Source organism: Streptomyces sp. NPDC088553 (genome assembly GCF_044752965.1).
GTDB lineage: Bacteria > Actinomycetota > Actinomycetes > Streptomycetales > Streptomycetaceae > Streptomyces.
Map to the genome: position 1 here is coordinate 621,507 of NZ_JBIVMG010000001.1, position 26,240 is coordinate 647,746.

Genomic DNA, 26,240 nt, shown 5'->3' on the forward strand with positions numbered 1-26,240 from the left:
GGTGGTCAGGAGGCGGGAGCGGCGAGCTTCTGCACCCAGACGGTGCCGCCGGGACCGGGGGCCGACGCCACTCCGGTGTCCCGGTACCGGCAGTCGAGCATGTTCTCCTCGTGCATCGACCCGTCCGTCCAGTCGTCGACGACGGACGCCGGGTCGGCGGTGCCCCGGTCCAGGTTCTCCGCCCAGGCGCTCCAGGCGTACCCGGCGGCGGTGATCCGGGTGTCCGCGAACTCCCCCTCGGGGCTCGCGTGTCCGAAGTAGCCGCGCGCGGCCATGTCACGGGCGTAGCCGCGGGCCGCCTCGGTGAGCCGGGGGTCGATGCGCAGCGGGGCGCAACCCGCTTGCGCCCGAAGCCGGTTGACGAGTCCGGTCACCCGCTCCTCGCCCGTGGGGGCCGGCGTGGGGCGCGGGGTGCGGCGTGGGGTCGGGGGCGTGGCCGTCGGCGTGGGTGGGGCGGTGCGGGTGGGGGTCGGCGACGCCGGGGGCGTCGCCGGGGCGGGGGTCGCCGGGGGCGCGGCGACCGGGCTGCCCGGTGCCATGCGCGCGTGCGGCTCCTGCGGTACGAGGAGGGCGACCGCACCGAGGACGGCGACGGCCGCGGCTCCGGCGACTCCGGCCCGGCGCAGCGGTGTCCACCGGGAGACGCCGTCCGGGATGCCCGTCTCCGGGGCGGCCGGGTCCGGGGTGGCCGGGTCAGGGGTGGCCGTGTCCGGGACGGTGGTGTCCCGGGCGGTGGTGTCGGACGCCACCGTGTCGAAGGCGACGGGTTCTGCGGTGGGGCCCTCCGTCAGCCCGATCACCAGGGGCGGTACGAGGCCGAGGCCGACGAGCAGCCCTTCGACGGGGGCGAGGCCGCTGCGGCCGGTGACCCTCGCCGTACAGGCGGCGCAGGTCCGTACGTGGCGGGCGACGCGTTTGCGCCAGAGCGGGGAGGGGCGGCCGTCCCAGGCCGTGACGGTCTCCGCGAGGTCGGGGCAGCTCGGCACGGCGTCGAGGGCGCGGACCACGGCGCGGCCGGTCTCCAGGCGTTCCTTCATCCGCTGGACGCGGACGGCGGCGTGCTGCGGCGATATCCCGCCGAGGCCCTCGGCGAGCTCGGCGCGGGTCAGCTCGCCCGCGGCCTCCAGCCACCACAGGGCGAGCAGCTCGCGGTCGTCCTCGTCGAGCCAACGGGTCGCGCGGGCCACGTCGCGGCGCTGGCCCGACAGGCCGAGCCGGAGGATGGTGACCTCGGTGAAGTCGCCGGCGGCCGGGTCGGCGAGGCCGGCGGCCCGGTCGAGGCCGGGCACGGGTGCCTGCTGGCGTTCGCGCCAGCGGCGGCGGATCCCGTTCATGGCGATGGCGACGAGCCAGGACCGGAAGCGGGCCGGGTCGCGGAGACCCGTCAGGCCGTCGAGGGCGCGGACCATCGTCTCCTGGACGATGTCGTCGGTGTCGGCATGGCCGTCGAGGGCCCGGCCGACGATGTTGTGGACGAGGGGCAGGTAGGCGCGGACCAGCGCGTCCCTGGCGTCCGCGTCACCGGCCCTGGCGGCCTCCACCAGCGCGGTGGTGCGGCGCTCGTCGCTGTGCATGGATCTGCTCCCTCATCCCTGGTGCGAGTCCCCCGTGGTTCGGAGACCCGTGGGCGAGGGAGGGATAACACTTATCGGTGATCGACGCCGACGTCCATCACAGCGGTGGTACGGGCAGGGTCGGGACCGTGGCCCCGTTCCCCTCCCGGACGGCTGCCACGACGGCGTCGTGCAGATCGCGGCTCTCCTCCTCCGACGCGCACGGAACGGGACTGCCCGACATGGTGAACCAGTCGGACGCGCCGCTGTACTGCACGGCCACGCGTGCCTCGTTGTCGGCCCAGGTCGTGTGCACGGTCAGATCGCCCGTGACGCATCCGGCCTCGACGGTCAGCACCCCACCTCGCCCGGTGTAGACACCGGCGGTCGTCCAAGATGCCCAGCTCATCCATCCAGGTTCACACCCGGACGGCGGATGCGCCACCGACGGGACCGCCCCGGTCGGAAGAGTTCCGTCCGGGGCGGCGCCACGCGTGTGCCCGGCGGGGCGTGGGAGGCGGGGGCCTCCCGTGCCGCGTCAGGCGAGGGAGGCGACGGCCTCGTTGAAGGTGGCGGACGGGCGCATCACGGCCGCAGCCTTGGCCGGGTCGGGCTGGTAGTAGCCACCGATCTCGGCCGGGGAGCCCTGGACGGCGACGAGCTCGTCGACGATCTTCTGCTCGTTGGCGGAGAGGGTCTCGGCCAGCGGCGCGAAGGCCTTGGCCAGCTCCGCGTCCTCGGTCTGGGCGGCCAGCTCCTGGGCCCAGTACAGGGCCAGGTAGAAGTGGCTGCCGCGGTTGTCGATACCACCGAGGCGACGGGTCGGCGACTTGTCCTCGTTGAGGAAGGTGCCGGTGGCGCGGTCGAGGGTGTCGGCGAGGACCTGGGCGCGGGAGTTGCCCGTGGAGGTCGCGAGGTGCTCGAAGCTGGCGGCCAGGGCGAAGAACTCGCCGAGGCTGTCCCAGCGGAGGTAGTTCTCCTTGACGAGCTGCTGGACGTGCTTCGGGGCGGAGCCGCCGGCGCCGGTCTCGAAGAGGCCGCCGCCCGCCATCAGCGGGACGACCGACAGCATCTTGGCGCTGGTGCCCAGCTCCAGGATGGGGAAGAGGTCGGTCAGGTAGTCACGGAGGACGTTGCCGGTGACGGAGATGGTGTCCTCGCCGCGGCGGATGCGCTCCAGGGAGAACTTCGTCGCCTCGACCGGGGACAGGATCTTGATGTCCAGGCCCTCGGTGTCGTGCTCCGGCAGGTACTGCTCGACCTTGGCGATCAGCTGGGCGTCGTGGGCGCGGTTCTCGTCCAGCCAGAAGACGGCCGGGGCGCCGGTGGCGCGGGCGCGGGTGACCGCGAGCTTGACCCAGTCCTGGATGGGCAGGTCCTTGGTCTGGCAGGCGCGGAAGATGTCGCCCTCGGCGACCTCCTGCTCCAGGACGACGTTCCCCTCGGAGTCGACGAGGCGGACGGTGCCGGCCTGGGCGATCTCGAAGGTCTTGTCGTGGGAGCCGTACTCCTCGGCCTTCTGCGCCATGAGGCCGACGTTCGGGACGGAGCCCATGGTCGACGGGTCGAAGGCGCCGTTGGCGCGGCAGTCCTCGATGACGGCCTGGTACACGCCGGAGTAGCTGTGGTCCGGGAGGACCGCGAGGGTGTCGGCCTCCTGGCCGTCCGGACCCCACATGTGGCCGGAGGTGCGGATCATGGCCGGCATCGAGGCGTCGACGATGACGTCGGACGGCACGTGCAGGTTGGTGATGCCCTTGTCGGAGTCGACCATCGCCAGGGCGGGGCCGTCGGCGAGCTCGGCGTCGAAGGAGGCCTTGATCTCCTCGCCCTGCGGGAGGGACTCCAGGCCCTTCAGGACGCCGCCGAGGCCGTCGTTCGGGGAGAGGCCGGCGGCGGCGAGCACCTCGCCGTACTTGGCGAAGGTCGCGGGGAAGAAGGCGCGGACGACGTGGCCGAAGACGATCGGGTCGGAGACCTTCATCATCGTGGCCTTGAGGTGCACGGAGAAGAGGACGTTCTCGGCCTTGGCGCGGGCGACCTGCTCGCCGAGGAAGGTGCGCAGGGCGGCGGCGCGCATGACGGCGGCGTCGACGACCTCGCCGGCGATGACCTTCAGCGGCTCGCGGAGCTCGCTGGTGGTGCCGTCGGCGGCGGTGAACTCGAAGCGGAGGGTGTCGTCCTTGGTGACGACGACGGACTTCTCCGTGGAGGCGAAGTCGTTCTCACCCATGGTGGCGACATTGGTCTTGGACTCGGGGGTCCAGGCGCCCATGCGGTGGGGGTGGTTCTTGGCGTAGTTCTTGACCGAGCCGGGCGCGCGGCGGTCGGAGTTGCCCTCGCGCAGGACCGGGTTGACGGCCGAGCCCTTGATCTTGTCGTAACGGGCGCGGACGTCCTTGTCCTGGTCCGTCCGCGGGTCGTCCGGGTAGTCCGGGAGGGCGTAGCCCTGCGCCTGGAGCTCGGCGATCGCGGCCTTGAGCTGCGGGATGGACGCCGAGACGTTCGGCAGCTTGATGATGTTGGCGCCCGGCGTCTTGGCCAGGTCGCCGAGCTCGGCGAGGGCGTCGGCGATGCGCTGGCCCTCCTCCAGGAACTCGGGGAAGACGGCGATGATGCGGCCCGCGAGGGAGATGTCCCGCGTCTCGACCGTGACGCCGGCCTGCGAGGCATACGCCTGGATCACGGGCAGGAACGAGTACGTCGCCAGGGCAGGCGCCTCGTCAGTGTGGGTGTAGATGATGGTCGAGTCAGTCACCGGGTGCTCCGCTCCACGTCTGCGTATGCGAGATTGCTCGACATCAAGATATCTCGTGATCGAGGTCCTCGGTAAAGGGCCCCACGAGCTCGCCGTCCCGGGGCACTCCGGCGGCCTCGACGAAGGGCCCGCCGAGCCGGTACGGGGTGGGGGCGCCCTCGACGTCGACGCGGCGGAGCAGACCGAGCAGGACGAGGCCGGCGGCGGCGACCACGCCCGCGGCGAGGGCCTGGCCGCAGCGGTGGGCGAGCCGGAGCTCGGCCGGGTCGTAGGGGGCGGCGCTCGGCAGGGCGAGGGTGTCCCCGAGGAGCCAGAGGCCCAGGCCGAGCCCGCCGGCGGCGAGCAGGGCGAGCGGCACGGTCACCGGGAGGCCGGGGAGGGCGGGCCCCCGTCGCCCTCCGGGGCGCACCTTGCCCTTACGGGCGAGGACGGCGAGGAGGCCGCAGAAGACGGCGAGGACCACCAGGGCGGCGGCGATGGCGTCACCGGGCCGGTGCTGGCCCGCGGCGATGGTGTACGCGCCGATGCCGACGGCCCAGAGCGTGGCGGCGCCGACCGCGACGCTGCGCAGCCGGTAGGGGACGACGAGCGCCAGCCCGAAGGCGATGCCGAGGGCGAGCGTGGTCTGGGCGCTGGGGAAGCCGGTGGAGAGGAGCCCGCCGGCGTCGGCGAGCCGGGGGCGCGGTGCGTAGCGCTGGAGGAGTCCGGTGAGGGCGAGGGCGGTGACGACCCCGCCGGCGGCGAGGCCGGTGAGGGCGTACCGCTTGCGTATCAGGCCGGCGGCGAGCAGCAGGACGCAGCCGATGACCAGGGAGAGGGTGGTGAGCCCGGCGAGCGAGGGGTGCTCGCGGAGCACGGTGGTGGCGGCGGTGTCGGCGCGCCGGCCGGTCATGGCCGCGTCGCCCCAGCGACGGCCGGTGGCGGTGAGCACGAGGCCCGCGTAGACGACGGTGAGCAGGAGCACCGCCCCCAGGCAGCCCCGCCGGGTCCGGGTGCGGACTCGGGTGCTGAACGATCCGGCGGCCTCGCCCGCCACGGCGGCGTACCACCAGGTGTCACCGGTCTGCAGCGGCCTCGGGGAGCCGCCCGCGCGGGGCCTGTCGTAGGAAGCCATGCCCCGATTCGAACCCACGCGTGGCGGCCCCGCCCGCTGGACGCACCCGAACGAAACACGTCGGGGCGGTTCGGCGGGGCGGGCCCGGACGGTGGCGGGGGGGCGGCGGCGGCGCGGGTGGACGGCCCCGGACCGCTCGGCTCAGCGGTCCGGGGTCGGCCGCTGGGCGACGATCGCGAGGACGAGTCCGCCCAGGAGGGCGAGCATGGCGACGACCCCGAGCACGTACCCCGCCTCGCCCTCGCCGAGGAGCAGCCCGGCCGCCTGGGCTCCGAAGGCCACCGCCATCACCAGCTGTGCCCAGCCGAAGAGCTCGGTCCGGTGGACGCGGCGTCGTTGGAACGGCAGGATCCATCCGCTCCGGACCGCCGCCACACCGCCGGCGACGAGCAGCACCGCGAGCACGCTCGGCACGACCGGGAACCACGTCATGTTCCGTCCCTCGCATCCCTGAGCATCCGCGGAGTCGGCCCGATCATGCCACAGCGAGATGGCGGGAACCCGTACGGTCGTGGCGCCGGGTCCCGTACAGCGTGAACGCCGTGTTCACCAGGGCCACATGGCTGAGCGCCTGCGGCATGTTGCCCAGCTGTCGGCCCGCCACCGGGTCCCATTCCTCGGCGAGCAGGCCGACGTCGTTGCGGACGTCGAGGACCCGCTCGAAGACGGCGCGGGCCTCGTCGGGGCGGCCGGTCATGGCGAGCGCGTCGGCGTACCAGAACGTGCAGGCGACGAAGGCTCCTTCGGTGCCGCCGAGGTCGTCGAGGTCGTGCGTCCCGCCGTCCCGGACGTCGCCGTAGCGGCGGAGGAATCCGTGGTCGTCGAGCCGCGCCATCGCCCGGACGGTGCCGAGGACGCGGGGGTCGTCGGCGGGGAGGAGGCCGAGCCGGGGGATCAACAGGGCGGTGGCGTCGACCTGGTGGCTTCCGTAGTACTGGGTGAAGGACTGCTGTTCCTCGCTCCAGCCCTGGGTGCAGACCTCCGCGCGCAGTTCGTTGCGGAGGGCCTGCCAGTGTCCGAGCGAGCCGCGGAGCCCGGCGACCCGGGCGAGGCGGACGGCGCGGTCGGCGCCGACCCAGGCCATCACCTTGGAGTGGACGAAGTGGCGGCGCGGGCCCCGGACTTCCCAGATGCCTTCGTCGGGTTCCTGCCAGCGTTTGCCGAGGTACTCCAGGAGCGAGGCGACCAGCGCCCAGTCCGGGGCGTCGAGGGCGACCCCGGCCCGGACGGCGGAGTAGACGGTGTTGAGCACTTCGCCGTAGATGTCGAGCTGGAACTGCTCGACGGCCGCGTTGCCGAATCTGACAGGACGTGAGTTCTCGTAGCCCGGAAGCCAGTCGGCGTACATCTCGGGCAACTGCCGTTGCCCCTGGACCCCGTACAGCGGCTGGAGGTCGGCGGGATCGCCCGCGACGGCGCGAACGAGCCAGTCCTTCCAGGCGAGCGCCTCTCTCCGACAGCCGCCGCGCAGCAGGCAGGAGAGGGTGAACGTGGAGTCACGCAGCCAGCAGAAGCGGTAGTCCCAATTGCGCTGCCCGCCGAGGGACTCGGGGAGGGAGGCGGTGGCCGCGGCGACGATGCCGCCGGTGGGGGCGTAGGTGAGGGCCTTGAGGGTGAGCAGGGAGCGGATGACGGCTTCGCGCGCCGGCCCGTCGTAACGGACCGCGGCGGCCCAGTCGTTCCAGAGGGCGAGGGTACGGGTGAGGGTGGCGTCGATGTCGGCGGGCGGGGCGGCGGCGGGCACGGGGGTGTGCGAGGGGCGCCAGCCGAGCACGAAGGAGACGCGGCGGCCGGCGGTGACGGTGAAGTCGACGGTGGCGCGGTCCGGGGTGACGGCGGGCTCGACGCCGGGCTCGCAGGAGAGGTACGCGGCGTCGGGCCCGGCGACCCAGGCGACGGTGCGGCGGTCCACCGAGCGGGTCCAGGGAACGATGCTGCCATGGTGGAAACGGACCCTCAACTCGCTTCGTACGTCGACCCGTCCGACGATTCCCTCGACCACGCGGACGATGCGCGGGGCGTCCTCGCTCGGGCCGCGCGGGGGCATGAAGTCGGTGACGCGGACGGTTCCGGTGAGGGATTCCCAGACGGTGTCGAGGACGAGGGTGTCGCCCCGGTAACTCCGGCGCGTACAGCGGGTCCCGCCGAGGGGGGCGAGGAGCCAGCGGCCGTGCCCCGGATCGCCGAGCAGGGCCGCCAGGCAGGCGGGCGAGTCGAAGCGCGGAGCGCACCACCAGTCGACGGACCCGTCGGTCCCCACGAGCGCCGCGGTCTCCAGGTCACCGACGAGGGCGTAGTCCTCAATTCGCCCTGCCATGACGGGATTGTATGCCTGATCGAATTCCCGCGCAGAGCGGCGGGGAATAGTTTCCTGACGTTCCGCATATCCTTCCCCATTTCTTGACGGCATCGTCTCCGGCGCAGGATCCTGAAGTACGCGGGTTTTCCGCGCGGAAGGCCGTACCCATGAGTAGAGATTCGCATCCCCTGCGCCGTTCGACCGACCGCGCACCCGATTCCGGCACACGTACGGTGAGTCTCGTCCTCACGGTCCGCCCCGGCGGCGGGGACCCGCGACCGGCGCTCGATCTGCTCCTCGATCAAGTGCCGTCGAGCGTGGGGGACGTGGTCCTGCTGGGCGGCCCACCCGGTGAGCGCCGGACGCGCAACGGACTCACGGTGCGCGGGCTCGGGTCCTGGGACTCCTCGCGCGGCGACATCCCGCACGCGGGTCTGCTCGCGGCGACCGGCGATCTGGTCGTGCTGATGAACGCCGACGGCAGCATGTCGCCGCACGAGATCCCGCACTATCTGCACTACCTCGAGAGCGGTTACGACTTCGTCAAGGGATCACGCTTCATCGCGGGCGGGGATTTCGCCGACTATCCGCTCTCCCGACGGCTCGGGCATCGCGCGCTGCTGCGGGTCGCGCACCGGATGTACGGTCAGCACCTGACCGATCTCTGGTACGGGTTCTGTGCGTTCCGGCGCTCTTTCGTGGACCTCCTCGACCTGCGCGAGGACGGGGTCGAGCTGGGGGCCGAACTGGTCACGCACGCGCTGCATTACGGCCTGCGCGTCGCCGAGGTGCCCAGTCTCGAACGGCCGTGCCCGCACGAGCCGGTCCGTCTCCGCACGATCCGCGACGGTACCCGGATCCTCGGCACGCTCCTCGACGAGCGGCCGCACAACACCTTGTCACGACTGGCGCACCGGCGGCGTCCGCGCACTGCTCGCACCTCCTCCGGTTGACGAATCACCCGCACGGGTGCTAACGGTGGAAAGAGCACTATTTCAGACAGACCCTCGGCAGGGTCGGTTGCCGGAAGAGGCACGTCGTGACCTCCACCCAGTTCGACCGAGCGCCGGTGGCACCCGCACCGCATCCTCTGCGGCGGATGACCGACTGGCCGCTCGTCGACGCCCGGCGCCACTCGCTCCGCCGCCCCACGCACCGCCCGACCGCCCACCCGGCACGCCGGGCGGCCGACCGGATCACCGCCGCCGCCCCGCCGCCGCGGAGCCGGGCGTGCAGGCCGCGGGGATCGGCCCGCCGACGCCGCCCCCGTACGGCGCGCACCCGCACGCGCACCGCGCGGCGAAGCCGCGGCTCCGACGGTCCGGCCGGGTCGTCCGAACCAGCACCATCGGGGGTCTGCGAACCCCCACCGGCCGGCACTCCCGCACCGCGCCGACCGGAGGCGCGTCAGCACCGACCGGCTGAGGCGCGTCAGCGCCGACCGGGTCGACCGCGTCCGCATCGCCCCACCCCCGCACCGATCCCCCGCGCGCCCGTGCGCCCCGCGCCCCGCGCCCTCCCCCGAGGAGGCGAGGCGTGATGGCCACCGGCCGCACCCACGCACCGCTCCCCCGTCGGCTCGTCCGCCCGCCGGTGGAGCTCGAACTGCTCATCCCGGCCTACAACGAGCAGCGCAGGCTGCCCTCGACCGTGGCCACCACCGTCGACTTCCTGGCCGGCCGGCCCTGGTTCTCGGCGGTCGTCGTGGTCGACAACAACAGCGCCGACGGCACCCTCGACGTCCTGGAGCGCTTCGCCGGCTCCCCCGTACCGGTCCACGCCATCGGCTGCAGTGACCAGGGCAAGGGCGCGGCGGTCCGGCGCGGCATCGAGACCTCCTCCGCCCGCTTCATCGGCTTCGCCGACGCCGACAACGCCACACCCGTGGAGACCCTGGACCGGGTGATGGAGCTGCTGCGGGCGGGGCACGGAGCGGTGATCGCCTCGCGCCACGCACCGGGCGCCCGGCTCGACGTGGAGCAGTCGGCCCTGCGGCGCGGCGGCGGCCTGCTGTTCCGTTCGCTCGCGCATCTGTCGCTGCCCGGCGTGGCCGACACCCAGTGCGGGTTCAAGTTCTTCTCCGGTCCGCTGGCCCACTCGATCGCGCGTGACTGCCACGTCGACGGCTTCGCCTTCGACGTGGAACTGCTCGCCCATGTCGTACGGGCCGGGCGGGACGTCGTGGAGGTGCCGGTGGTCTGGCACGACGTACCCGGTTCGACGTTCTCGGCACGGCGTGACGGACTGCGCTCGATGGCCGATCTGCTGCGCATCTCGCTGGCCCGGTGATGATCATGACCGCACTCGACCGGCTCGCCCGTACCGACCTCGCCTTCCTGAACTGGCGCGACCCCACACACCCCGACGCCGGTGGGGCCGAGGCGTACTGCTGGGAGATCGCCCGGCGGTTCGCGGCGGCCGGAGCCCACGTCACCCTCGTCTCGTCGCGGTACCCCGGCTCGCGTGCCCGCGAGTACCGCGACGGGATCCGCGTCGTGCGCGGCGGCGGCACGTTCGGCGTGTACGCCGCCGCCGCGGCGCACCTGCTGCGGAACCGTCACGCGTACGACGCCGTGGTCGACTTCCAGAACGGGATCCCGTTCTTCTCCCCCCTGTTCACACCCCGGTGGACCGCGGACCTCTGCGTCATCCACCACGTCCACCAGCACCAGTTCGACACCCGGTTCCGGTGGCCGATGAACACCGTCGGCCGGGTTCTGGAGAAGCAGGTCAGCCGGCGCGTCTACCGGGGCCGGCCCGTGGTCGTCGTCTCGCCCTCCACCCGCGAGGGCACCCGGCGCGAACTCGGCTTCGGCAATCCGATCCACATCGTGCCCAACGGGCGCCCCCGCCCCGAGCTCACGGGTCCTGCCGGGCAGCGCTCGGCGACCCCGGCGCTCACCGTCGTCAGCCGGCTCGTGCCGCAGAAGCGGGTCGACCTGATCCTCCGGGCCATGCCGACGCTGCTGCGCCGCCTGCCGGAGCTGCGCGTCGACCTGTGCGGCGACGGCCCCGAGGGCGAGTCGCTGCGCAAGCTCGCCGCCGGTCTCGGCATCGGCTCCGCCGTCGAGTTCCACGGACACGTCTCCGACGCGCGCAAGCAGGAGCTGTTCCACCGGGCGTGGCTGACGGTCGTTCCCTCGGTCGCCGAGGGCTGGGGCCTCGCCGTCATCGAGGCGAACGCCGTCGGCACCCCCGCGCTCGCCTTCGACGTGCCGGGGCTGCGGGACGCGATCCGCCCGGGCGTCAACGGGTGGCTCCTCGACCCGGACGCGCAACTGGCGGCCGGTATCGCCTGGGCCCTCGACACGCTGTCCACCCCCGAGGCGCGAGCCCGCACAGCCGCCCGCTGCCGTGCCTGGGCCGACGCCTTCTCCTGGGACGCCAGCGCCGAACGGCTCGCCCAGGTCGTCGTGGAGGACCTCCAGCGCATCCACCGGCACCGGCGCTCCCGCCGCTCGGCCAGCGACCTGTCCGTCATCACGCGCTTCACGTCCCCCGACCCCGAGTCCACCGAGCGCGCGGTCCTCCGCGCCCTGCGGCAGACCGACGCCTGGCAGCGGACCGGCGACGCCTTCCGGCTGCTGCTCCACGGCTGCGACGAGGTGCGGGCGTTGAGCGCGCTGCGCCGCCTCGGCGTCGCCGAGGCCGACATCGTCCTGGCGAACGGCCACGACGTCCTGCTCGGCGCGGCCGAGCCCGGTGAAGGGTCCGCCGGCGGTCCGGACCCCGAACGGCCGTCATGACCCCCGCCGCGCGCGTCGCCGAGCGGTCGCCCGTCCACCAGGACGAGGTCACCGCCGTCCACGGCGCGCGCTGGATCGCGACCGCCGTGGTCGTGGTCGGCGCGGTGAACTACGCGTACACCCTGATCCTCACCCGGCTCCTCGACGTCTCCGGGTACGCCACCTTCGCCGCCGGTCAGGGGCTGGTCGTGTGCACCGCGGCGGTCGCCGTGGTCACCGTGCCCTGGATGCTGGCCCAGGCCCTCGCCCGGGCCGGCTCGGACGCCGAACGCGGTGAGGCGGTCCGCTTCGCCATGATCACGGCCGTCGTGGGCGGAACCGTCGCCGCGATCGCCGTGGGGTGTGTGGCGATGGAGTTCGCGGGCACCCTGACGACCCTCGCCATCGCCGGTTCGACCCTGGCCATCTACGTCACCCGGGTCGGCGTGGGCTGGCTCCAGGGCACCGAGCGGCTGCGGACCCTCGCGGTCCTCACCGCCGTCGAGGCCCTGCTCAAGTTCGGCGTGGGACTGTTCTTCGTGTCGGCGCTCGGGCTCGGCGAGACGGGCGCCCTCGCCGCCTTCGGCGTCGCCGTACTGCCGTACGTGTTCTTCTGGCCGCGCCGGTTCCGCAACCAGCCGCGCCGGCCGTGGCGTGCGGTGAGCGCCGACCGGGACCTGTGGCGGCGGGCGTCCGGCGTCGCCTCGCTCCAGGGCGTGGTGGCGCTGCTCGCCTCCGTGGACATCGTCCTCGTCGCGATGCTGCCGACCGACCGCGCGGCGGCTGCCAGTTACCAGGCGGCGGTCATGCTGGGCCGGGTCCCGCTGTTCCTGGCCGGGGCCGTATCGATCGCCTTCCTGCCCGCGCTCTCGCGGCGCCGGGCGGGCGACCCGCTGACCGCGAGCGCGCTGCGGATGTATCTGACCGTGGCTCTGCCCCTGACGGTGGTGGCCGCGACGGTGCCGAACGCGCTCATCACCAGGGTCTTCCCTTCGGGCTACTCCATGGTCTCCACACTGATGGCCTGTACGGCGACGGCGGGCCTCGCGCTCGGCGCCCTCGCCCTGCTCGTGACCTTCGCCCAGGCCGTCAACGACTACGCGTGCCTGCGCACGCTGCTCGTGGGACTCGGCCTGTACGTGACCGCCCTGACGTCCGGCTGGGCGACCGGCGGTGTGCTGGGCATGGCGATCGGCGGGCTGTGCGGAACGGTCGCCGCGCTGGTCCTGCTGGCCGTGCGGCACTCCCGCCGGCACGGGTTCGGGGTCGCCGATCGGCCGTTCGGCCGGGTGGTGCTGCCCCTGCTCGCGCTGGCCGCGGGGCTCGCTCTGCTCCGCCCCTTCACCTCTGCGTGGTTCGCCGCCGCGCTGGTGGTCACCACGGTGGCCCTGGGGCGGTTCTTCGGACGGCGGCGGTCGCCCGTACTCGGCACCGGAACCGCCGACGGGCCGGAGGACGGGCCTGTCGAAGGTCCGGACGGACCGGGTGACGGGCTCGTCGCAGGGCCCGAGACAGCGCCCCCGAACGGCGGGACCGGTGCGGCCCCGGAAGCGGAGCCCGCACCCGAACGGCACGAGCCGCCGCCCGCCGAGGCTCGAAGGACCCGGGTCGCGGCCCCCGAGGAGCACGCCGTGAACCTTCTCGTCGACGCCGTGTGGCGGGGTCGGGTCCGGCCCGCCGCGGACGAGGAGCTCCTCGGTGCGCTGGCCGCGGCCCGGCGCAACCAGGTCGAGGGCCGGCTGGCCCGCGCGTACCCCCGTCAGCTCGCGGCCACGCTCTCCGAGGTGGAGAGCGCGACCGGGCTCTTCCGGCGGAACCTCGTCGAGTCCACGGACCGGCTGCGGGCGGCGGGCATCCCGACCGTCCTGATCAAGGCCGATCTGGCGGGGGACTACGTGTACGGCAACTTCGACCTGGTGGTGCCCCCGGGGCGGCTGCGGGCCGCGCAGGCCGCGCTCGACGGCTGGTACGCGCACCGCACGACGTACTGGCTGGAGCGCTCGACGAAGGTGCTCCTGGAACCCCCGAAGGGTCCGGCGGCCCATCTGCACGGCTCGGTCTCGTGGTTCGGGGTTCCGGTGGTGCCGACCGACCGGCTCTTCGCCCGCGCCGAACGCGTCGCGCGCCCGGAGAGCGTGAACGGGCACGTGAACGGACACGTGAAGGGCTCTCCGGACGGGCACCCGCGCGACGCCGGGGGCGACCGCACCGCCAACGACGCCACCGACGGCTACGCCTGGCTGACGCCCTGCCCCTCCGACCGGCTGCGGATCTGGCTGGCGCACGCCCTCTTCCAGAACCTGACCCTGGACCTCTCCGAACTCCTCGCCCTGCGCTCGCTCCTCCACCCCGACATCGTGGCGGAGGCCCGTCACGAGGCCGCCCGCGAGGGCTGGTCCGCGGGCGGCCGGGAGGCGCTCGACACCGCCGTCGAGGCGATGGCACGGCTCGACCGGGGCGCACACGTCCCGCTGCCGCTGCCGCTCCCGGTGGCGACCTCGCTCCGGGTGGGCGCCGAGCACTCGGGCCACCTCCTCGGCGAGGGCCGGCTGCGGGCCGCGACCCGCGAGGCGTCCCTGCGGGTGCCGCTCGTGGTGACCAAGAAACTGCGGAGGCGAGTGCCATGACGACCTCACACGGCCCCCTCCTGGTCGCCGTGTCCGGACCCGACGGGGCCGGCAAGTCCTCGCTGGTCGGCCGGCTCGCGGCACTGCTCGACGAGCGCGGACTCACCGTCATCACCCTGCACTGCTACGGCTGCTTCCTGTGCCGCGCCTTCCCGGTCCCCCCCAAGGCGAGGGAGACGGGCCCGGGCGGGAACGGGTGGGCACGGCGCGCCACGGATCCCGAGCGCCGGGGATCCAGGCTGCGCCGTGCCCACGCGTTCCTGGACGCGGGCGAACTGGCCACCCGGATCGCGGTCGCCGGAGTGCGGGCCCGCAGGCGCGCGCGGGGCGGGGAGTCCATGGTCCTCACGGACCGGGGCCCCCTCGACGGCCTGGTGAAGTTCGACCTGCCGGCCCGCTCGGCGGCGGCGTCCTTGTTCCGCCGGATCGCCGACCGCTACGGACTGACCCTGCTCGTGGAGACCGGGCCCGACACCCTGCGGAACCGAGGCTGGGAGGAGATCGCCGGTTCCCCGACCCTCTGGTGGGCCCGCTACCGGAGCTGGTCCCAACGGCTGCCGCGGCTCGCGCGGATCGACGGCGAACGGTCGCAGCACCTGGTCGCGGGTGAGGCGCTCGACCGGATCCTGGACGCCGTTCGGGACCGGCAGCGGTTCCGGCACACGACCCTGCGGCGCCGGCACGTGGTGGTGTCCATCTACGACGACGCGGAGAACCCCGCCTATCGGGGCGGTGGCGCCCTGGTCGTCGGCAAGGTGGCCCGCCGGCTCGCCGAGGACTTCCGGGTCACCGTCGTGACGGCCGGCCGCGACGGCGGCAGCGAGGAGCGCAACGGCATCCGCTACGTCCGGCTGCCGGTCTGCCGGGCCGGCCCGCGCGCCGGCCAGCTGCTGTTCCTGACGCTGCTGCCGTTCGTCGCCCGCCGCATCCGCCACGACCTGTGGCTGGAGAGCTTCACTCCCCCGTTCTCGACGAGCTTCCTGCCCCTGACGACGGGCGCCCCCGTCATCGGCATCGACCAGGGCCGCAGCGCCGAGGCCCTGTGGCGGCGGTACCACATCCCCTTCTTCCTGGTCGAACGGCTCGGACTGCGCTTCTACCGGCACATCGTGGTGATGAACGCGGCCGACGGATCGGAGATCCGGCGGCTCAGCCCCCGGGCCGACGTCCAGGTCATCGCCAACGGCGTCGACCAGCGGATCCTCGACGAGAACCGGCTGGGCGGCGGGCAGTTCATCCTGTTCCTGGGCCGCATCGACACCTGGGTCAAGGGCCTCGACCTGCTCCTCGACGCGTACGAGAGCGCCGCGCCGCCGCTGGAGCTGCTCATCGCGGGCAGCGGCACCCCGACCGAGGAACGCCGGCTCGCCGCCCTCGTGGCCGCCCACGGCCGCGGACCGAAGCCACGCGTCCACTGGGTCGGCTACGCCGAGGGCGACCGCAAGCGCCAGCTCCTGCGCGACAGCGCCTTCCTGGTGGTGCCGTCCCGCCACGAGACCTTCGGTCTGGTGGCCCTCGAAGGCATGGCGCACGGCAAGCCCGTCCTCCACTTCGACCTGCCGGCGCTGCGCTGGATGCGCGACGGCGGCGACGTGGCCGTGCCGCCGTTCGACGTGGCGGCCTTCGGCCGGCGGATGAACGAGCTGGCCACGGACGCGGCACTGCGGCGCCGGCTGGGGCGGCGCTCCGGGATCGCCGCCCGGCACTACACCTGGGACGAGATGACGGGCCGCTATCTGGCCCTGGCCCACCGTCTCGTGGACACTCCCGCCCCCGCACGGCGGCCGAGGAAGAGGGGTGCGTCATGGCAGTCGACCCGCTGACCGGGTTCGTCCGGACCGTCGTCGGTCCGGACGTCCCGATCCTGGTGCTCTCGCCGCACCTGGACGACGCCGTCCTGTCCTGCGGCGGGCTGCTCGGCTGGCCGGGGCGCCGGGCGCCGGTGACGGTCGCCTCCCTGTTCACGGAGGCCGGGCCGCCGCCGCACACCCTCTCCGCCCGCCAGTACCTGAAGCAGACCGGCGCCGAGGACGCCGAGGAGCTCTACGCCGAGCGACGGGCCGAGGACCTTCGGGTCCTGGAGCGGCTCGACGTCAGGTCGCGTCATGTCGGCCTGGTCGACGGGCTGTTCCGTCGGCTGCCGCGGCCCCGCCCGGGCACCGGGCTGCTGCCCGAACTGGGCCACGTGTACCCGACGTACCGGCTGCACCTGTCCCGGGGCCGGGTCTCCCCGCACGACGACGAGACGCTCCGCGCGGTGGGCGAGACGATCGAAGCCCTGCTGCCCGGCGGCTCCGGCGGCCTGGTCCTCGCCCCGCTGGGCGTGGGCGGGCACGCCGACCACGTCCTCGTCCGCACCGCCGCCGAGCGGTGCGGACGCCCGGTCGTGTACTACAGCGACTTCCCGTACAACCAGCACGCCGATCCCGACGCCCGGTTCACCGCCCGGCACCGTCTGGTCGCCCGCGACTGGGAGCGCGGACTCGACCGGAAGGCCGAGCTCATCCGGGGTTACGGGACCCAGGCCGACGCCCTGTTCCCCGACGGCCGCGTCCCGCGGACGCCCGAGGTCTACCTCCTCCCCGAGGCGGCGGACGCGACGGTCCGCCCCCGGACGACGCGTCCGGCACCGAGGCGCGGGGCCCGCGGGATCCGTGCCCCGGGGGGTGTGTCGTGACCGTCCCGCGCACCGCTCCCCCGTCCGCCCGGACCGGCCCGGCCACGTCGGCCCCGCCCTCGCCGGCGCGTCGGCGCATCCGGTTCGGCTCGGTGCCGACCGCGGTGTACGCGGCCGCCGCGGCGCTGCTCACCGTGACCCTCCGCCTGGTGGAGATCGGCCGGGCGGGCGACCTCTTCATCGACGAGCCGATCTACCGGGAGCTCGGGGAGAGCGCCGCGGCGGGCGGCTTCCCCCGCACCGACGAGGGCCTGTTCTTCCTGCATCCGCCCGGCTACTTCTACGTGGAGGCCGGCTGGACCGAGCTCGTCGGGGAGCACTCCGACATCATCGCGGGCGTGCACTCCTCACGGGTGCTCAACGCGCTCCTGGCCGGGGTCACCGCGGCCCTCATCGTCTTTCTCGTCGCCCGGGTGCGGTCGCGCGGCGCCGGCGCGGTCGCCGGACTGGTGTTCGCCCTGGACCAGTTCTGCATCCGGCAGAACAACCGGGTGCTCCTGGAGACCGGGACGATGGTGTGGGTCCTCGCGGGCTGTCTGGTCCTGGTGGGTCTCACCCGCGCCGAACCGCCGCCCCGGCCACGGGCCCGGGCGCTGCTCGCCGGGCTGTTCTTCGGGCTCGCGATCCTGACGAAGGACCACGCGGTGCTGATCACCGTGCTGCCCCTGCTCGCCGCCCTGCTGCTCGGCTGGGGTCCACCCCGCAGGCTCGTCGCCCTCACCGCCGGGGCGACCGTCCTCTCGTACGTCGTCTACGTGGCGTTCCTGACCGGGTTCGGGCACTTCGACGAGTTCTGGGAGGCCAAGACGTCCGGCGTCCGCCGGCTCCTCGGGGTCGTCCAGGAGACCGGCTTCAACGCGGAGGGCACGCCCTCGCTCTCGAGCCGGCTCCTCGCCGAACTCCCGGGGTACGCGGGCACGTACGTGCTGCTCGCCCTCACCCCTCTGGCACTCTTCCTGCTGCTGCGCCGCAAGGAGCCCGTGTACCGGCTGCTCGCGCTCTTCCACGCCTCGGCGATCGTCACCCTCGGGTACGCGCTCGGCGTGGGCACCCTGGAGGAGCAGGCGCTGTACCTGCTGTTCGTGCCCAACCTGGTGGCGCTTGCGGTCACCCTGCCGATGCCGTCCCGGAGCCGGCCCGGACCGCGCCTGGCGGCCTGGGCCGTCATCGTCGCCATGCTGGCCACCCCCGCCGCGGTGTACGCCCGCGACCGGTGGACCCCCGACGACGGCTTCGACCGTCTCCGCGCGCATCTGCTCGCCCAGGTACCGGCGGGCAGCGGGATCGTCACGGTGGACGGGCAGCGGACGCGCGGTGTCACCAACTGGGCGCTGAACGACACCTACCGGCTCGGGCACTGGGCGACCCCCGAGGAGCGGGCCGTCAACGACGCCCGGTACGTGATCGTGCCGTGGCGGGTCATCGAGCAGGGGTACGGGCGGTACTCGCTCGCCGAGGTGGAGCGGCTCACGGAGGGACTGCGGCCGGTGTTCGCGTTCGACGGTCCCACCTACGGCACGCTCGCCCTCTACCGTCTGCCGTCACCCCTGCCCGGACCGAGCGTCACCGCTCTCGCGGTGCCCGGATCGACGGTGACGGGCCCGCTGCTGCCGGCCCCGCAGACGCCCCCGGCAGCGCCCGGCGACGGCGCCCCCGTGACGGGAGCGGGCGATGCGCCGCGGTGAGCGGCATCCCCGCGTCCTCCTCCTGACCAGCAGCCCGCTGGACGGGGCGGAAGGGTGCGACGTGCGGCTCGCCGCCGACGTCCTCGGGGCCCTGCCGGACGTGGACTTCGTCTGGTTCTCCCAGTGGCCGGGCCGCCGGCAGCCCCCGCCGGGGCGCGGCCGGCCCGTGCGTGTCCTCTCCCGCGACGGTGTGCCGCACATTCCCGAGCGGGTGCAGTCCGCCCTGTTCGGCGCGGTCCAGGCCCGCCGGGTCGACCTGGTGCACGCCTTCCTCACCGTCGGCCGTACCTTCCCGGCCTTCTCGTGGCTGCGCCCGCCGCTGCTCGGGAGGCGGCCGGTCATCCACACCGTGCCCGGGGTGATGGACACCCGCTTCCTGAAGAACACCCGGCCGCTGGGGACGACGGTCGCCCTGTCGGAGTCCATGGCGCGGCGGCTGCGCGCCGCGGACTTCGGGGACGTACGGGTGATCCCGCCCATGATCGGCCTGGACGAGTGGCCGTACCTGCCGCGCCCGAAGGGATTCCCCGTGGTGCTGTTCGCGGGGCACCACGATCCCCACGGCGGTGCGGAGACGGCGATCGACGCGGCGGCGGAGGCCGTACGGACGGGGGCGAGGTTCCACCTCGTGCTCGCGATGCGCGGGCGGCCGGGGCAGGACAACGCGATGCTCGACGAGGCGCTGCGGGAGCGGGCCGGGGCCGCCGGGCTCACCGACTTCGAGGTGCGCGGGTATGTCGAGGACATGCGCACGCTGCTCGCCGGCGTCCACGTGCTGCTGTTCCCACCGGCCGTCCTCGGCGGCAAGGCCGACATCCCGCTGACCGTCCTGCAGGCGCTCTCCTCGGGGCGGCCGGCGATCCTCAGCGACCTCCCCCAGTTCGCCGACTTCGGGCACGCGGTGCTGCGGGCCCCGGCGGGCGACGCGCGCCGCACCGGACAGCAGTTGGCCTGGCTGCTCGACCAGCCGCGCTCCTGGGACGTGCTCGCGGAGCGGGGCCGGGCGCTCGTGGAGGACCACTTCGGTCCCGAGCGGTTCGCCGCCCGGTACGCGGCCCTGTACCGGGAGCTGCTGTCGTGACGGCGCGGTGGTGGACCGGATCCCGGGGCGGGTCGGTCGCGCTGGCGGTGCTCGCGGTACTCGTGTTGCTCGTCGGGGCGTTCGGCGTGCTGCGCAGCGAGCCGACGGACCCGGGTCCGGGGCCGTACTGGTACGGCACCCTGCAGACCGATCCGGGCCGGGCGCTCACGGAGTACGAGCACGGCGTCCGGGTCGCCCATCTCCAGATCGACTGGAGCAGGCTGGAGCCCGAGCAGGGCGTGTACGACGAGGAGTACGCGCGCGAGGTACGGGACGAGCTCGACGGCTTCCGGGGGGCGGGGCTGCGGGTGGAGGCGGGGCTCGGTCTCAACCATCCGCCGACGTGGCTGCCGGACGCCTTCCCGGAGTCGGTCTTCGTGAACCAGTTCGGCGAACGGTCCACCGGCGTCCCGAACATCGTGTTCAGCGAACCCGTACGGGAGCACATCACGGCGTACGCGCGCGCGGTGGACCGGCTGATCGGCCTGGGGAACTTCTGGGCGATCCGGATCGGCGTCAACGAGAGCGGCGAGTTCGCCTATCCGACCCCGCTGTCGGAGAGCGACGGTCCCGCCGAGTTCTGGGCCTACGACAGCCACGCCCAGGCGCGCAGCCCGTACCCGGGGTGGCGGCCCGGGGAGGCCACGTACCACGGGAAGCCGTTCACCCGGGAGCAGGTGGCCCGCTGGTACGACTGGTACGCCGGGGCCCTGGCCGGGGCGGTGAACTGGCAGCTCGGCCTGTACACCTCGCTCGGGTACGAGGGGGCGCTCAAGATCCTCGTCCCGGGGGCCGGTTTCTACCCCTCCGACCTGCGGGCGGCCGTCGGCGCCCGGCTCGTCGGCACTCCGGCGATCCGGCTCGTCGCGCGGGGCGCCGGGTTCTTCGTGACGCTCCCGCTGGTCGAGCACCGGGACTCGGTACGGATCGTCACCACCGCCCTGGTGGACGGGACGGGCGACCCGGACGACAACGGCTGCGCGCCGGCCGACGCGCGGACGGACGTCGCCGCCCCGGACGACGCGCTGGTGCGCGACTGGTCCTCGGCGCGCTGGGTGGTGGCGGTGGCCAGGAGCGCCGGCTTCACCCGGCTGACCGGGGAGAGCGCCGGACCTCAGGTGTCCCCGTACCGGCCCGGGGTGACGGAGACGGCGTACCGGCAGATGGCGTCCTGCGGTCTCGAGGGCATCATGTGGGCCTTCGACGGAAATCTGTACGACGGGACGCCTGGCTCGTCCCTGCAGGACTACGCGGAGACGATCCGCCGTCATTCCTGAGGCGCCGACGCGTCGCCGGTGGGGCCGGCGGGAGTGGTGGCGGTGTGGGGCCGCTTCGCGGTGAGGAGCAGCAGGCCGGTGTCCCCGTACTCGGGCAGGGTGAGGTCCTTGGCGACCCGGGCGATCCGCAGGCCGGTGGTACGGGGCGCGAAGACGGCCCGCAGGGCGGTTTCGTCGACCGGGCAGGCGGGCCAGACCGGTCCCTCGCCGATGCGGTAGCTCGGCATGCGTTCCATGAACGCGGCGAGGAGCCGTCCGCCGGGGCGGACCGCGCGGACGAAGGCGTCGCAGAACAGGGCGAACTCGGCGAATTCCTCGGTGACGCTCTCGGCGACGAAGTTCATCGAGGCGAGGTCGTACGTGCCGGGGATCAGGTCGTCGACGGTGCCGGGCACGACCCGCACCGGGCGCAGTGCCTCCGTGCTGCTCTCGGGCAGGGCGGGGTCGAGGGAGCGGCACAGGGCGTAGAAGGGCTGCCAGCTGGCGTCGGGGCCCCCGTCGAGCTGGTGGCGCAGATAGCGGAGGTTGGCGGCGCTGGGTTCGAGGGCGTCGATCCGGCGGCTCGCGGCGCCCGCGAGCATCAGGGGGTAGAGGTTGGGGCCCGCGCCGAGTTCGAGGGTGCGGGCCAGGCTGCCGGGGGCGATGCGCCGGTAGACGGCGGCGTGGTGGTGGATGACGCCGATGTCGCAGGGGTGGAGCCGGCGGTAGTTCTCGGCGAGGTAGTCGGTGACGGGCCAGGCGTCCCAGTCGGCGTCCTGGTTGCGGCGCGCCCGGGTCGTGCCCATCACGGCGGCTCCGGTGTCCGGCCGGCCGTGACGGCGGAGGGGCGTGCGGCGCCGGCGGGTTGCAGGGGGAAGCGCGCGGCGAGCCGGGTGAGGACCGTGCAGAGTTCCTCGATCTCCTCGTCGGTGTTGGCGGCGGTGATCTGGATGCGGAAGCCGACCCGGTCGCGCGGAACGAGCGGGTACGAGGCGAGGGTCACGTAGATGCCGTGTTCCCAGAGGAAGGCGGCGACCTGGTCGAGGTCGTCGGAGTCGGCGAGGGGGATCTCGATGATGGGCAGTCCGTCGGTGTTGGGGGTGGCGATGCCGAGGGCGCGGACGTGCGTGAGGACGCGGGCCGTCTTGCGGTGGAGACCGGCCCGGATCTCGTCCCCGCGCGCGTCGTTGACGTCGAGTCCGGCCAGGGCCGTGGCGAGCGAGGCCGTCGGCGAGGGGCCGGAGTAGAGGTACGGGCCGGCCGCCACCTTGAGGTGGTCCTTGAGCCACTTCGGGACGGCGAGGAAGGCGAGCAGCGAGGAGAACGCCTTGGAGAAGCCGCCGACCAGGACCAGGTCGTCGTAGGTCTCGCCGAGGTGGCGGACGATGCTGTTGCCGCGCGAGCCGTAGGGGCTGGTCTCGCCGGGGCGGCGCTCCCCGATGACGCCGAAGCCGTGGGCGTCGTCGATGTAGAGCAGGGCGCCGTTCTCGCGGGAGATCCGGGCGAGGGTGGGGAGGTCGGGGAAGTTTCCGGTCATGCTGTTGACGCCGTCCATGCAGATGAGGCGGCTCGCGTCGGCGGGCGCGCCGCGCAGCAGCGCCTCCAGTTCGTCGGGCCGTTCGGCGTGGAAGCGGTGGATCTCGGCGCCCTGGCCGCGGGCGACCACACAGCCGTCGTACACGGTGCGGTGGGCCTGTGCCTCGACGAAGACCTGTCCGGTGCCGGCGAGGAGGGGGATCACCGACTGGTGGATGAGGGAGATGGTGGGCAGCAGCAGGGTGTCGGGGGCGCCGAGGAGTTCGGTGAGCCGCTCCTCGATCCGGGGGTAGAGCCGGGGGCTGCCGATGAGCCGGGACCAGCTGGGGTGGGTGCCCCAGCGCCTGACCTCGGGCTCGATCGCCTCGATGACCGTGGGGTCGAGGTCGAGACCCAGGTAGTTGCAGGAGGCGAAGTCGATGAGCCAGTCGTCGCCGACCCTGATGCGGCGGCCGTCGATCTCGTCGATGACGGCGTCGCACATGCGGCTGGTCCGGTGGAGGTGTTCGAGGTCGCGCCAGCGGGAGGCCCGCGGGGGGTGTGCCGCCCGTGCGGCGGGGCGGACGGCGGGCCGGGCGGGCGCTCGCTCGCCGGACGGCCCGGCGCGGTGCAGATAGGACTCGGCCTGGTGGGCGGTCATGGGGCGGGCGAAGAGGTAGCCCTGCCCGTAGCGGCAGCCCATGTCGGCGAGGAGCGCCCGCTGTTCCTCGTGCTCGATGCCCTCGGCGACGACCTCCAGGCCGAGGACGTCGGCGATGCGCACGATGCCCTCCACGAGCGCCACCTGCTGCGGGTCGGTCGTGATGTTGTCGATGAACGACTTGTCGACCTTCAGGACGTCGATGGGGAACTCGCGGAGGTAGCTGAGCGAGGAGAACCCGGTACCGAAGTCGTCGATGGCGATGGAGACGCCCAGGTCCTTCAGGGCGGCCATGGTGGTCCTGATCTGGGCGTCCCTGCGCATCAGGACGGTCTCGGTGAGCTCCAGGACGAGGGAGCCGGGCGCGAGTCCCGAGGAGTGGAGGGTGCGGCGTACGCCTTCGAGGAATCCCGGGTCGCGGAACTGGCGGGCGGAGACGTTGACGCTGGCGTACAGCGGGGCCGTGCGGGGGCGGGCCCGCTGCCAGCGGGCGATGTCGATCGCGGCGTGTTCGAGGACCCAGGCGCCGAGCGGCATGATGTGGCCGCTCTCCTCGGCCAGGGCGATGAACTGGTCCGGCGGGACCATGCCGCGGCGGGCGTGCGGCCAGCGGATGAGCGCTTCGAGGCCGGCCGGCGCACCGTCCCGTACCTCGACGATCGGCTGGTAGCGCAGGGCGAACGCCTTGTCGGCGATGGCCGTGTCCATGCCCGCCTGGAGTTCGTGCCGGGCGACGAGCTTGGAGTGGAACTCGGGGTGGAAGAGCCGCCAGCGCTTCTTGCCGGCCGCCTTGGCCGCGTACAGGGCGAGGTCGGCGTGGCCGAGGAGTTCCTCGGCGTGGGCGCTGTCGAGGACGGTCGCGATGCCGACGCTGGTCGAGACGGACACGGCGCCGTCGGTGAGGTGGAAGGGCTGGCTGAGGGTGTGCACGATCTCCGCCGCGAGGGTCTCGGCGTCGCGGGGTTCGCGCGCGCCCTCGATGAGCACGGCGAACTCGTCGCCGCCGAGCCGGGCCGCCGTGTCGCTGAGCCGCAGGACGGAGGTGAGGCGGCGGGCGACGGAGACCAGGAGCTCGTCGCCGACGGAGTGCCCCATCGTGTCGTTGACGACCTTGAAGTCGTCGAGGTCGACGAAGAGCATGCAGGTCAGGGTGGATTCGCGGCGTCCCCTCAGCAGGGCGCGCTCGACCCGTTCGAGGAGCAGGACGCGGTTGGGGAGCCCGGTGAGGGAGTCGTGGAAGGCCCGGTGGGTCAGCTCGCGTTCCAGTTTCCGTTGTTCGGTCACGTCGCGGAGGGTGAGGACGAGGCCGTGCACGGTGTGTTCGTCGCGGAGGTTGCTGCAGCGGACCTCCACCTCCAGGTCGGCCTGCCCGCCGTGGAGGAGCTTCCAGTCGTCCCGGGCGTCGACGGCGGCCCGGGTGCGCGCGTCGGCCAGGATCCGCAGCGCGGAGGCCGTGTCGGCGGGGGCGACGAGGTCGGTGAGGGGGGTGCCGGGGAGCAGGGAGCGGCCGAACATGGACTCGGCGGAGGGGCTCGCGTACCGGACGGTGTCGTCGTCGTCGACGATGAGGATGACGTCCGAGGTGTTGTGCACGAGGGTACGGAAGTAGGCCTCGCTGGTACGGCGGTTGACCTCCTCGCTGAGGGCGAAGCGTTCGAGGGCGAGGGCCGCCTGGGAGGCGAGGGACTGGGCCGGGCCGGAGATCTCGGCGAGCTTCTTCTCGGGGCCGGCGATGAGCAGGACGCCGAGGAGCGGTTCGGGGCCCGCCGGGGCCTGGAGTTCCAGGGGGCAGAGCAGTGCGAAGGTCTCGGGGGCGAGTTCCGCGGCGACGGCGGGGGCGAGCCGGGACACGGGGAGGAGCCGGGTGCCGTCGGAGACGGTGTCGGGCCAGGCGGTCCCGGAGGGCTGGTGAGGCGGGGCGGTGGCGGTGCGGGGCGGATCCGTGAGGGGAGGGGCCGGACCGGCCCCGAAGGGGGTGGGATGCCGGTTCCCGCTCGGCTCGTTCGTGGGCGGTGTGGAGTCGTACGAGGTCGGCGTCGGCGCCTCCGGCGTCCGGGGCGCCGACGCCGGGGGCCGGGTCAGCTCGTCGGTGCGGCAGCTCCACGGGTGGCCGGCGGTGGGCACGCCGCTCAGGCCGCCGCGGCGGTCCCGGGTGAGCAGGAGGACCCGGTGCCCGGTGCCGGGTCCGAAGAGGGTGGCGGACGCCGTCTCGACGGCTCCGGCGACCTCACGGGGGCTCAGGGCGGCGACGAGGGAGGCGGCGGCCATCCGGAGGCTGCGTTCACGCGCCTCGGCCTTGTCGTGATCGTTCATCATGCCCCAGAGCCGGGCGAGGACCAGCAGGAACATCAGCGCCGAGAAGATCGCGATGACGGCGATGTCCTGGTCCCGGTCGTGCCGCAGCGACTGGAACAGCAGCAGGGCCGGGGCGACGAGCGAGGCGCCCGCGAGCAGGGCGAGCCGTCGCTCGGCCACGCGGGGCGCGGGTTCGGGGGCGCGCTCGGTGAGACCGGTCATCGAGGGGTGGAGGGCGGCGAGGCCCCAGGCGGTGAAGAAGACGACCCAGCCGAGGTCCCAGGGGGTGCCGACCTGCCAGGTGCCGCGCAGCTGGAGCGTGCCGTAGATGACGTCGGAGGCGAGGATGCCGCAGGTGCCGAGGGTGAGGAGCTGCACCGACCGCGATCTGAGGCCGCCGGGCACGAGCAGCCGGGCGAGCATCGCGAGCATCAGCACGTCGCCGAGGGGATAGGCGATGGAGATGGCCTTCTCGGTCCAGCTCATGTCCTCGCTCCTGGCCAGCGGGGTGATGAGGTTGACCCAGGAGAGCAGGGCGAGGCCGGAGGTGAGGATCAGCGCGTCGAGGACGACGCCGAGGTCGCGGCCGACGGCCCGGTAGCGGATGAAGCCGAACAGGCCGATGGCGAACAACGGGTACGTGGCCAGGTACAGGGCGTCCGCGACGGAGGGGAACGGCCTGGTCTGGCCGAAGAAGGCCTCCAGGGCGTTGTACGCCGTGTCGCCGCCCACGAAGGCGAGGTTGGCGGCGGCCAGCACGAGCCAGGGCCAGGGCCGGGACGGCTTGTGGAGGTGGACGCCGACGAGCATGGCCACGACGCCGCCGAGGCCGATGAGCGCCCACAGCACGGTGTGCCGCTCGGGGAACTGCAGGTAGGCGACCGTCAGCGCGGCCACGATCACGAGGTACAGCAGGGTCCATCGGCGCAGTGACCCGGTCGCTGTGAACGGCCGGTTCGGCTGGCGCAGCGACATCGTCGACCGCCCCCTTGGC

The 26,240-nt window shown here is 73.6% G+C and carries 17 protein-coding genes; 9 read left to right on the forward strand and 8 right to left on the reverse strand.

Translation table 11 applies throughout. The features are described from left to right. Positions 1–5: 5 nt before the first annotated feature. The 6 genes from ACIP8Z_RS02850 to ACIP8Z_RS02875 all read right to left on the reverse strand — a co-directional run bounded on the left by ACIP8Z_RS02850 (position 6) and on the right by ACIP8Z_RS02875 (position 7,742). Positions 6–1,574, reverse strand: a complete 1,569-nt coding sequence (locus ACIP8Z_RS02850) for a sigma-70 family RNA polymerase sigma factor (RefSeq protein WP_402077867.1) — start codon at positions 1,572–1,574, stop codon at positions 6–8. A gap of 97 nt (positions 1,575–1,671) precedes the next feature. Next, positions 1,672–1,962: a hypothetical protein gene (locus tag ACIP8Z_RS02855; protein WP_402077869.1), complete on the reverse strand. Its 291-nt coding sequence runs from the start codon at positions 1,960–1,962 to the stop codon at positions 1,672–1,674. A 129-nt stretch (positions 1,963–2,091) separates the two neighbouring features. Beyond that, positions 2,092–4,311: an NADP-dependent isocitrate dehydrogenase gene (locus ACIP8Z_RS02860; RefSeq protein WP_402077872.1), complete on the reverse strand. Its 2,220-nt coding sequence runs from the start codon at positions 4,309–4,311 to the stop codon at positions 2,092–2,094. Between the two features lie 43 nt (positions 4,312–4,354). Beyond that, positions 4,355–5,425, reverse strand: a complete 1,071-nt coding sequence (locus ACIP8Z_RS02865) for a phosphatase PAP2 family protein (protein WP_402077875.1) — start codon at positions 5,423–5,425, stop codon at positions 4,355–4,357. A 141-nt stretch (positions 5,426–5,566) separates the two neighbouring features. Beyond that, positions 5,567–5,857: a hypothetical protein gene (locus tag ACIP8Z_RS02870; protein WP_402077877.1), complete on the reverse strand. Its 291-nt coding sequence runs from the start codon at positions 5,855–5,857 to the stop codon at positions 5,567–5,569. 43 nt (positions 5,858–5,900) lie between these two features. Beyond that, entirely contained in the window at positions 5,901–7,742 is a 1,842-nt protein-coding gene (locus tag ACIP8Z_RS02875) for a glycoside hydrolase family 15 protein (protein ID WP_402077879.1), read from the reverse strand. A 149-nt stretch (positions 7,743–7,891) separates the two neighbouring features. On the opposite strand from ACIP8Z_RS02875, the gene ACIP8Z_RS02880 reads away from it, so the two are divergent. From ACIP8Z_RS02880 to ACIP8Z_RS02920, 9 genes are all read left to right on the forward strand, one after another. Beyond that, on the forward strand, positions 7,892–8,677 hold the full coding sequence (locus tag ACIP8Z_RS02880; protein WP_402077882.1) for a glycosyltransferase family 2 protein: 786 nt from the start codon (positions 7,892–7,894) through the stop codon (positions 8,675–8,677). 586 nt (positions 8,678–9,263) lie between these two features. Next, a complete protein-coding gene (locus ACIP8Z_RS02885) occupies positions 9,264–10,013 on the forward strand; it encodes a glycosyltransferase (RefSeq protein ID WP_402077885.1) in 750 nt (249 codons plus the stop codon). A gap of 5 nt (positions 10,014–10,018) precedes the next feature. Further along, entirely contained in the window at positions 10,019–11,470 is a 1,452-nt protein-coding gene (locus ACIP8Z_RS02890) for a glycosyltransferase family 4 protein (protein ID WP_402077888.1), read from the forward strand. Further along, positions 11,467–14,076, forward strand: coding sequence for a hypothetical protein (locus ACIP8Z_RS02895; RefSeq protein WP_402077890.1), 2,610 nt, complete (start codon positions 11,467–11,469; stop codon positions 14,074–14,076). Before ACIP8Z_RS02890 ends, ACIP8Z_RS02895 begins: the two co-directional genes overlap by 4 nt. Next, entirely contained in the window at positions 14,073–15,899 is a 1,827-nt protein-coding gene (locus tag ACIP8Z_RS02900; RefSeq protein WP_402077893.1) for a glycosyltransferase, read from the forward strand. The genes ACIP8Z_RS02895 and ACIP8Z_RS02900 overlap by 4 nt, the downstream gene beginning before the upstream one ends. Next, positions 15,881–16,753 carry a PIG-L deacetylase family protein gene (locus ACIP8Z_RS02905; protein WP_402077895.1) on the forward strand — a complete coding sequence of 291 codons (873 nt, stop codon included), beginning with the start codon at positions 15,881–15,883 and terminating at the stop codon, positions 16,751–16,753. The genes ACIP8Z_RS02900 and ACIP8Z_RS02905 overlap by 19 nt, the downstream gene beginning before the upstream one ends. Beyond that, positions 16,750–18,438 (forward strand): ArnT family glycosyltransferase, encoded by a 1,689-nt coding sequence (locus tag ACIP8Z_RS02910; protein ID WP_402077898.1) that lies wholly within the window; start codon positions 16,750–16,752, stop codon positions 18,436–18,438. Before ACIP8Z_RS02905 ends, ACIP8Z_RS02910 begins: the two co-directional genes overlap by 4 nt. Then, on the forward strand, positions 18,425–19,519 hold the full coding sequence (locus ACIP8Z_RS02915) for a glycosyltransferase family 4 protein (RefSeq protein WP_402077901.1): 1,095 nt from the start codon (positions 18,425–18,427) through the stop codon (positions 19,517–19,519). The genes ACIP8Z_RS02910 and ACIP8Z_RS02915 overlap by 14 nt, the downstream gene beginning before the upstream one ends. After that, a complete protein-coding gene (locus ACIP8Z_RS02920; RefSeq protein ID WP_402077903.1) occupies positions 19,516–20,796 on the forward strand; it encodes a beta-galactosidase in 1,281 nt (426 codons plus the stop codon). Before ACIP8Z_RS02915 ends, ACIP8Z_RS02920 begins: the two co-directional genes overlap by 4 nt. On the opposite strand, the gene ACIP8Z_RS02925 is transcribed toward ACIP8Z_RS02920, so the two are convergent. After that, a complete protein-coding gene (locus ACIP8Z_RS02925) occupies positions 20,787–21,581 on the reverse strand; it encodes a class I SAM-dependent methyltransferase (protein WP_402077906.1) in 795 nt (264 codons plus the stop codon). The genes ACIP8Z_RS02920 and ACIP8Z_RS02925 overlap by 10 nt on opposite strands. Continuing rightward, positions 21,581–26,221 carry an aminotransferase class I/II-fold pyridoxal phosphate-dependent enzyme gene (locus ACIP8Z_RS02930; RefSeq protein WP_402077909.1) on the reverse strand — a complete coding sequence of 1,547 codons (4,641 nt, stop codon included), beginning with the start codon at positions 26,219–26,221 and terminating at the stop codon, positions 21,581–21,583. Before ACIP8Z_RS02930 ends, ACIP8Z_RS02925 begins: the two co-directional genes overlap by 1 nt. Between the last annotated feature and the right edge of the window lie 19 nt (positions 26,222–26,240).

Excerpts from the sequence above, each read along its gene's own strand:
- ACIP8Z_RS02850 (WP_402077867.1), bottom strand. The coding sequence starts at position 1,574 with ATGCACAGCGACGAGCGCCGCACCACCGCGCTGGTGGAGGCCGCCAGG.
- ACIP8Z_RS02855 (WP_402077869.1), bottom strand. The coding sequence starts at position 1,962 with ATGAGCTGGGCATCTTGGACGACCGCCGGTGTCTACACCGGGCGAGGT.
- ACIP8Z_RS02865 (WP_402077875.1), bottom strand. The coding sequence starts at position 5,425 with ATGGCTTCCTACGACAGGCCCCGCGCGGGCGGCTCCCCGAGGCCGCTG.
- ACIP8Z_RS02870 (WP_402077877.1), bottom strand. The coding sequence starts at position 5,857 with ATGACGTGGTTCCCGGTCGTGCCGAGCGTGCTCGCGGTGCTGCTCGTC.
- ACIP8Z_RS02875 (WP_402077879.1), bottom strand. The coding sequence starts at position 7,742 with ATGGCAGGGCGAATTGAGGACTACGCCCTCGTCGGTGACCTGGAGACC.
- ACIP8Z_RS02880 (WP_402077882.1), top strand. The coding sequence starts at position 7,892 with ATGAGTAGAGATTCGCATCCCCTGCGCCGTTCGACCGACCGCGCACCC.
- ACIP8Z_RS02885 (WP_402077885.1), top strand. The coding sequence starts at position 9,264 with ATGGCCACCGGCCGCACCCACGCACCGCTCCCCCGTCGGCTCGTCCGC.
- ACIP8Z_RS02890 (WP_402077888.1), top strand. The coding sequence starts at position 10,019 with ATGACCGCACTCGACCGGCTCGCCCGTACCGACCTCGCCTTCCTGAAC.
- ACIP8Z_RS02895 (WP_402077890.1), top strand. The coding sequence starts at position 11,467 with ATGACCCCCGCCGCGCGCGTCGCCGAGCGGTCGCCCGTCCACCAGGAC.
- ACIP8Z_RS02900 (WP_402077893.1), top strand. The coding sequence starts at position 14,073 with ATGACGACCTCACACGGCCCCCTCCTGGTCGCCGTGTCCGGACCCGAC.
- ACIP8Z_RS02905 (WP_402077895.1), top strand. The coding sequence starts at position 15,881 with ATGGCAGTCGACCCGCTGACCGGGTTCGTCCGGACCGTCGTCGGTCCG.
- ACIP8Z_RS02915 (WP_402077901.1), top strand. The coding sequence starts at position 18,425 with ATGCGCCGCGGTGAGCGGCATCCCCGCGTCCTCCTCCTGACCAGCAGC.
- ACIP8Z_RS02925 (WP_402077906.1), bottom strand. The coding sequence starts at position 21,581 with ATGGGCACGACCCGGGCGCGCCGCAACCAGGACGCCGACTGGGACGCC.
- ACIP8Z_RS02930 (WP_402077909.1), bottom strand. The coding sequence starts at position 26,221 with ATGTCGCTGCGCCAGCCGAACCGGCCGTTCACAGCGACCGGGTCACTG.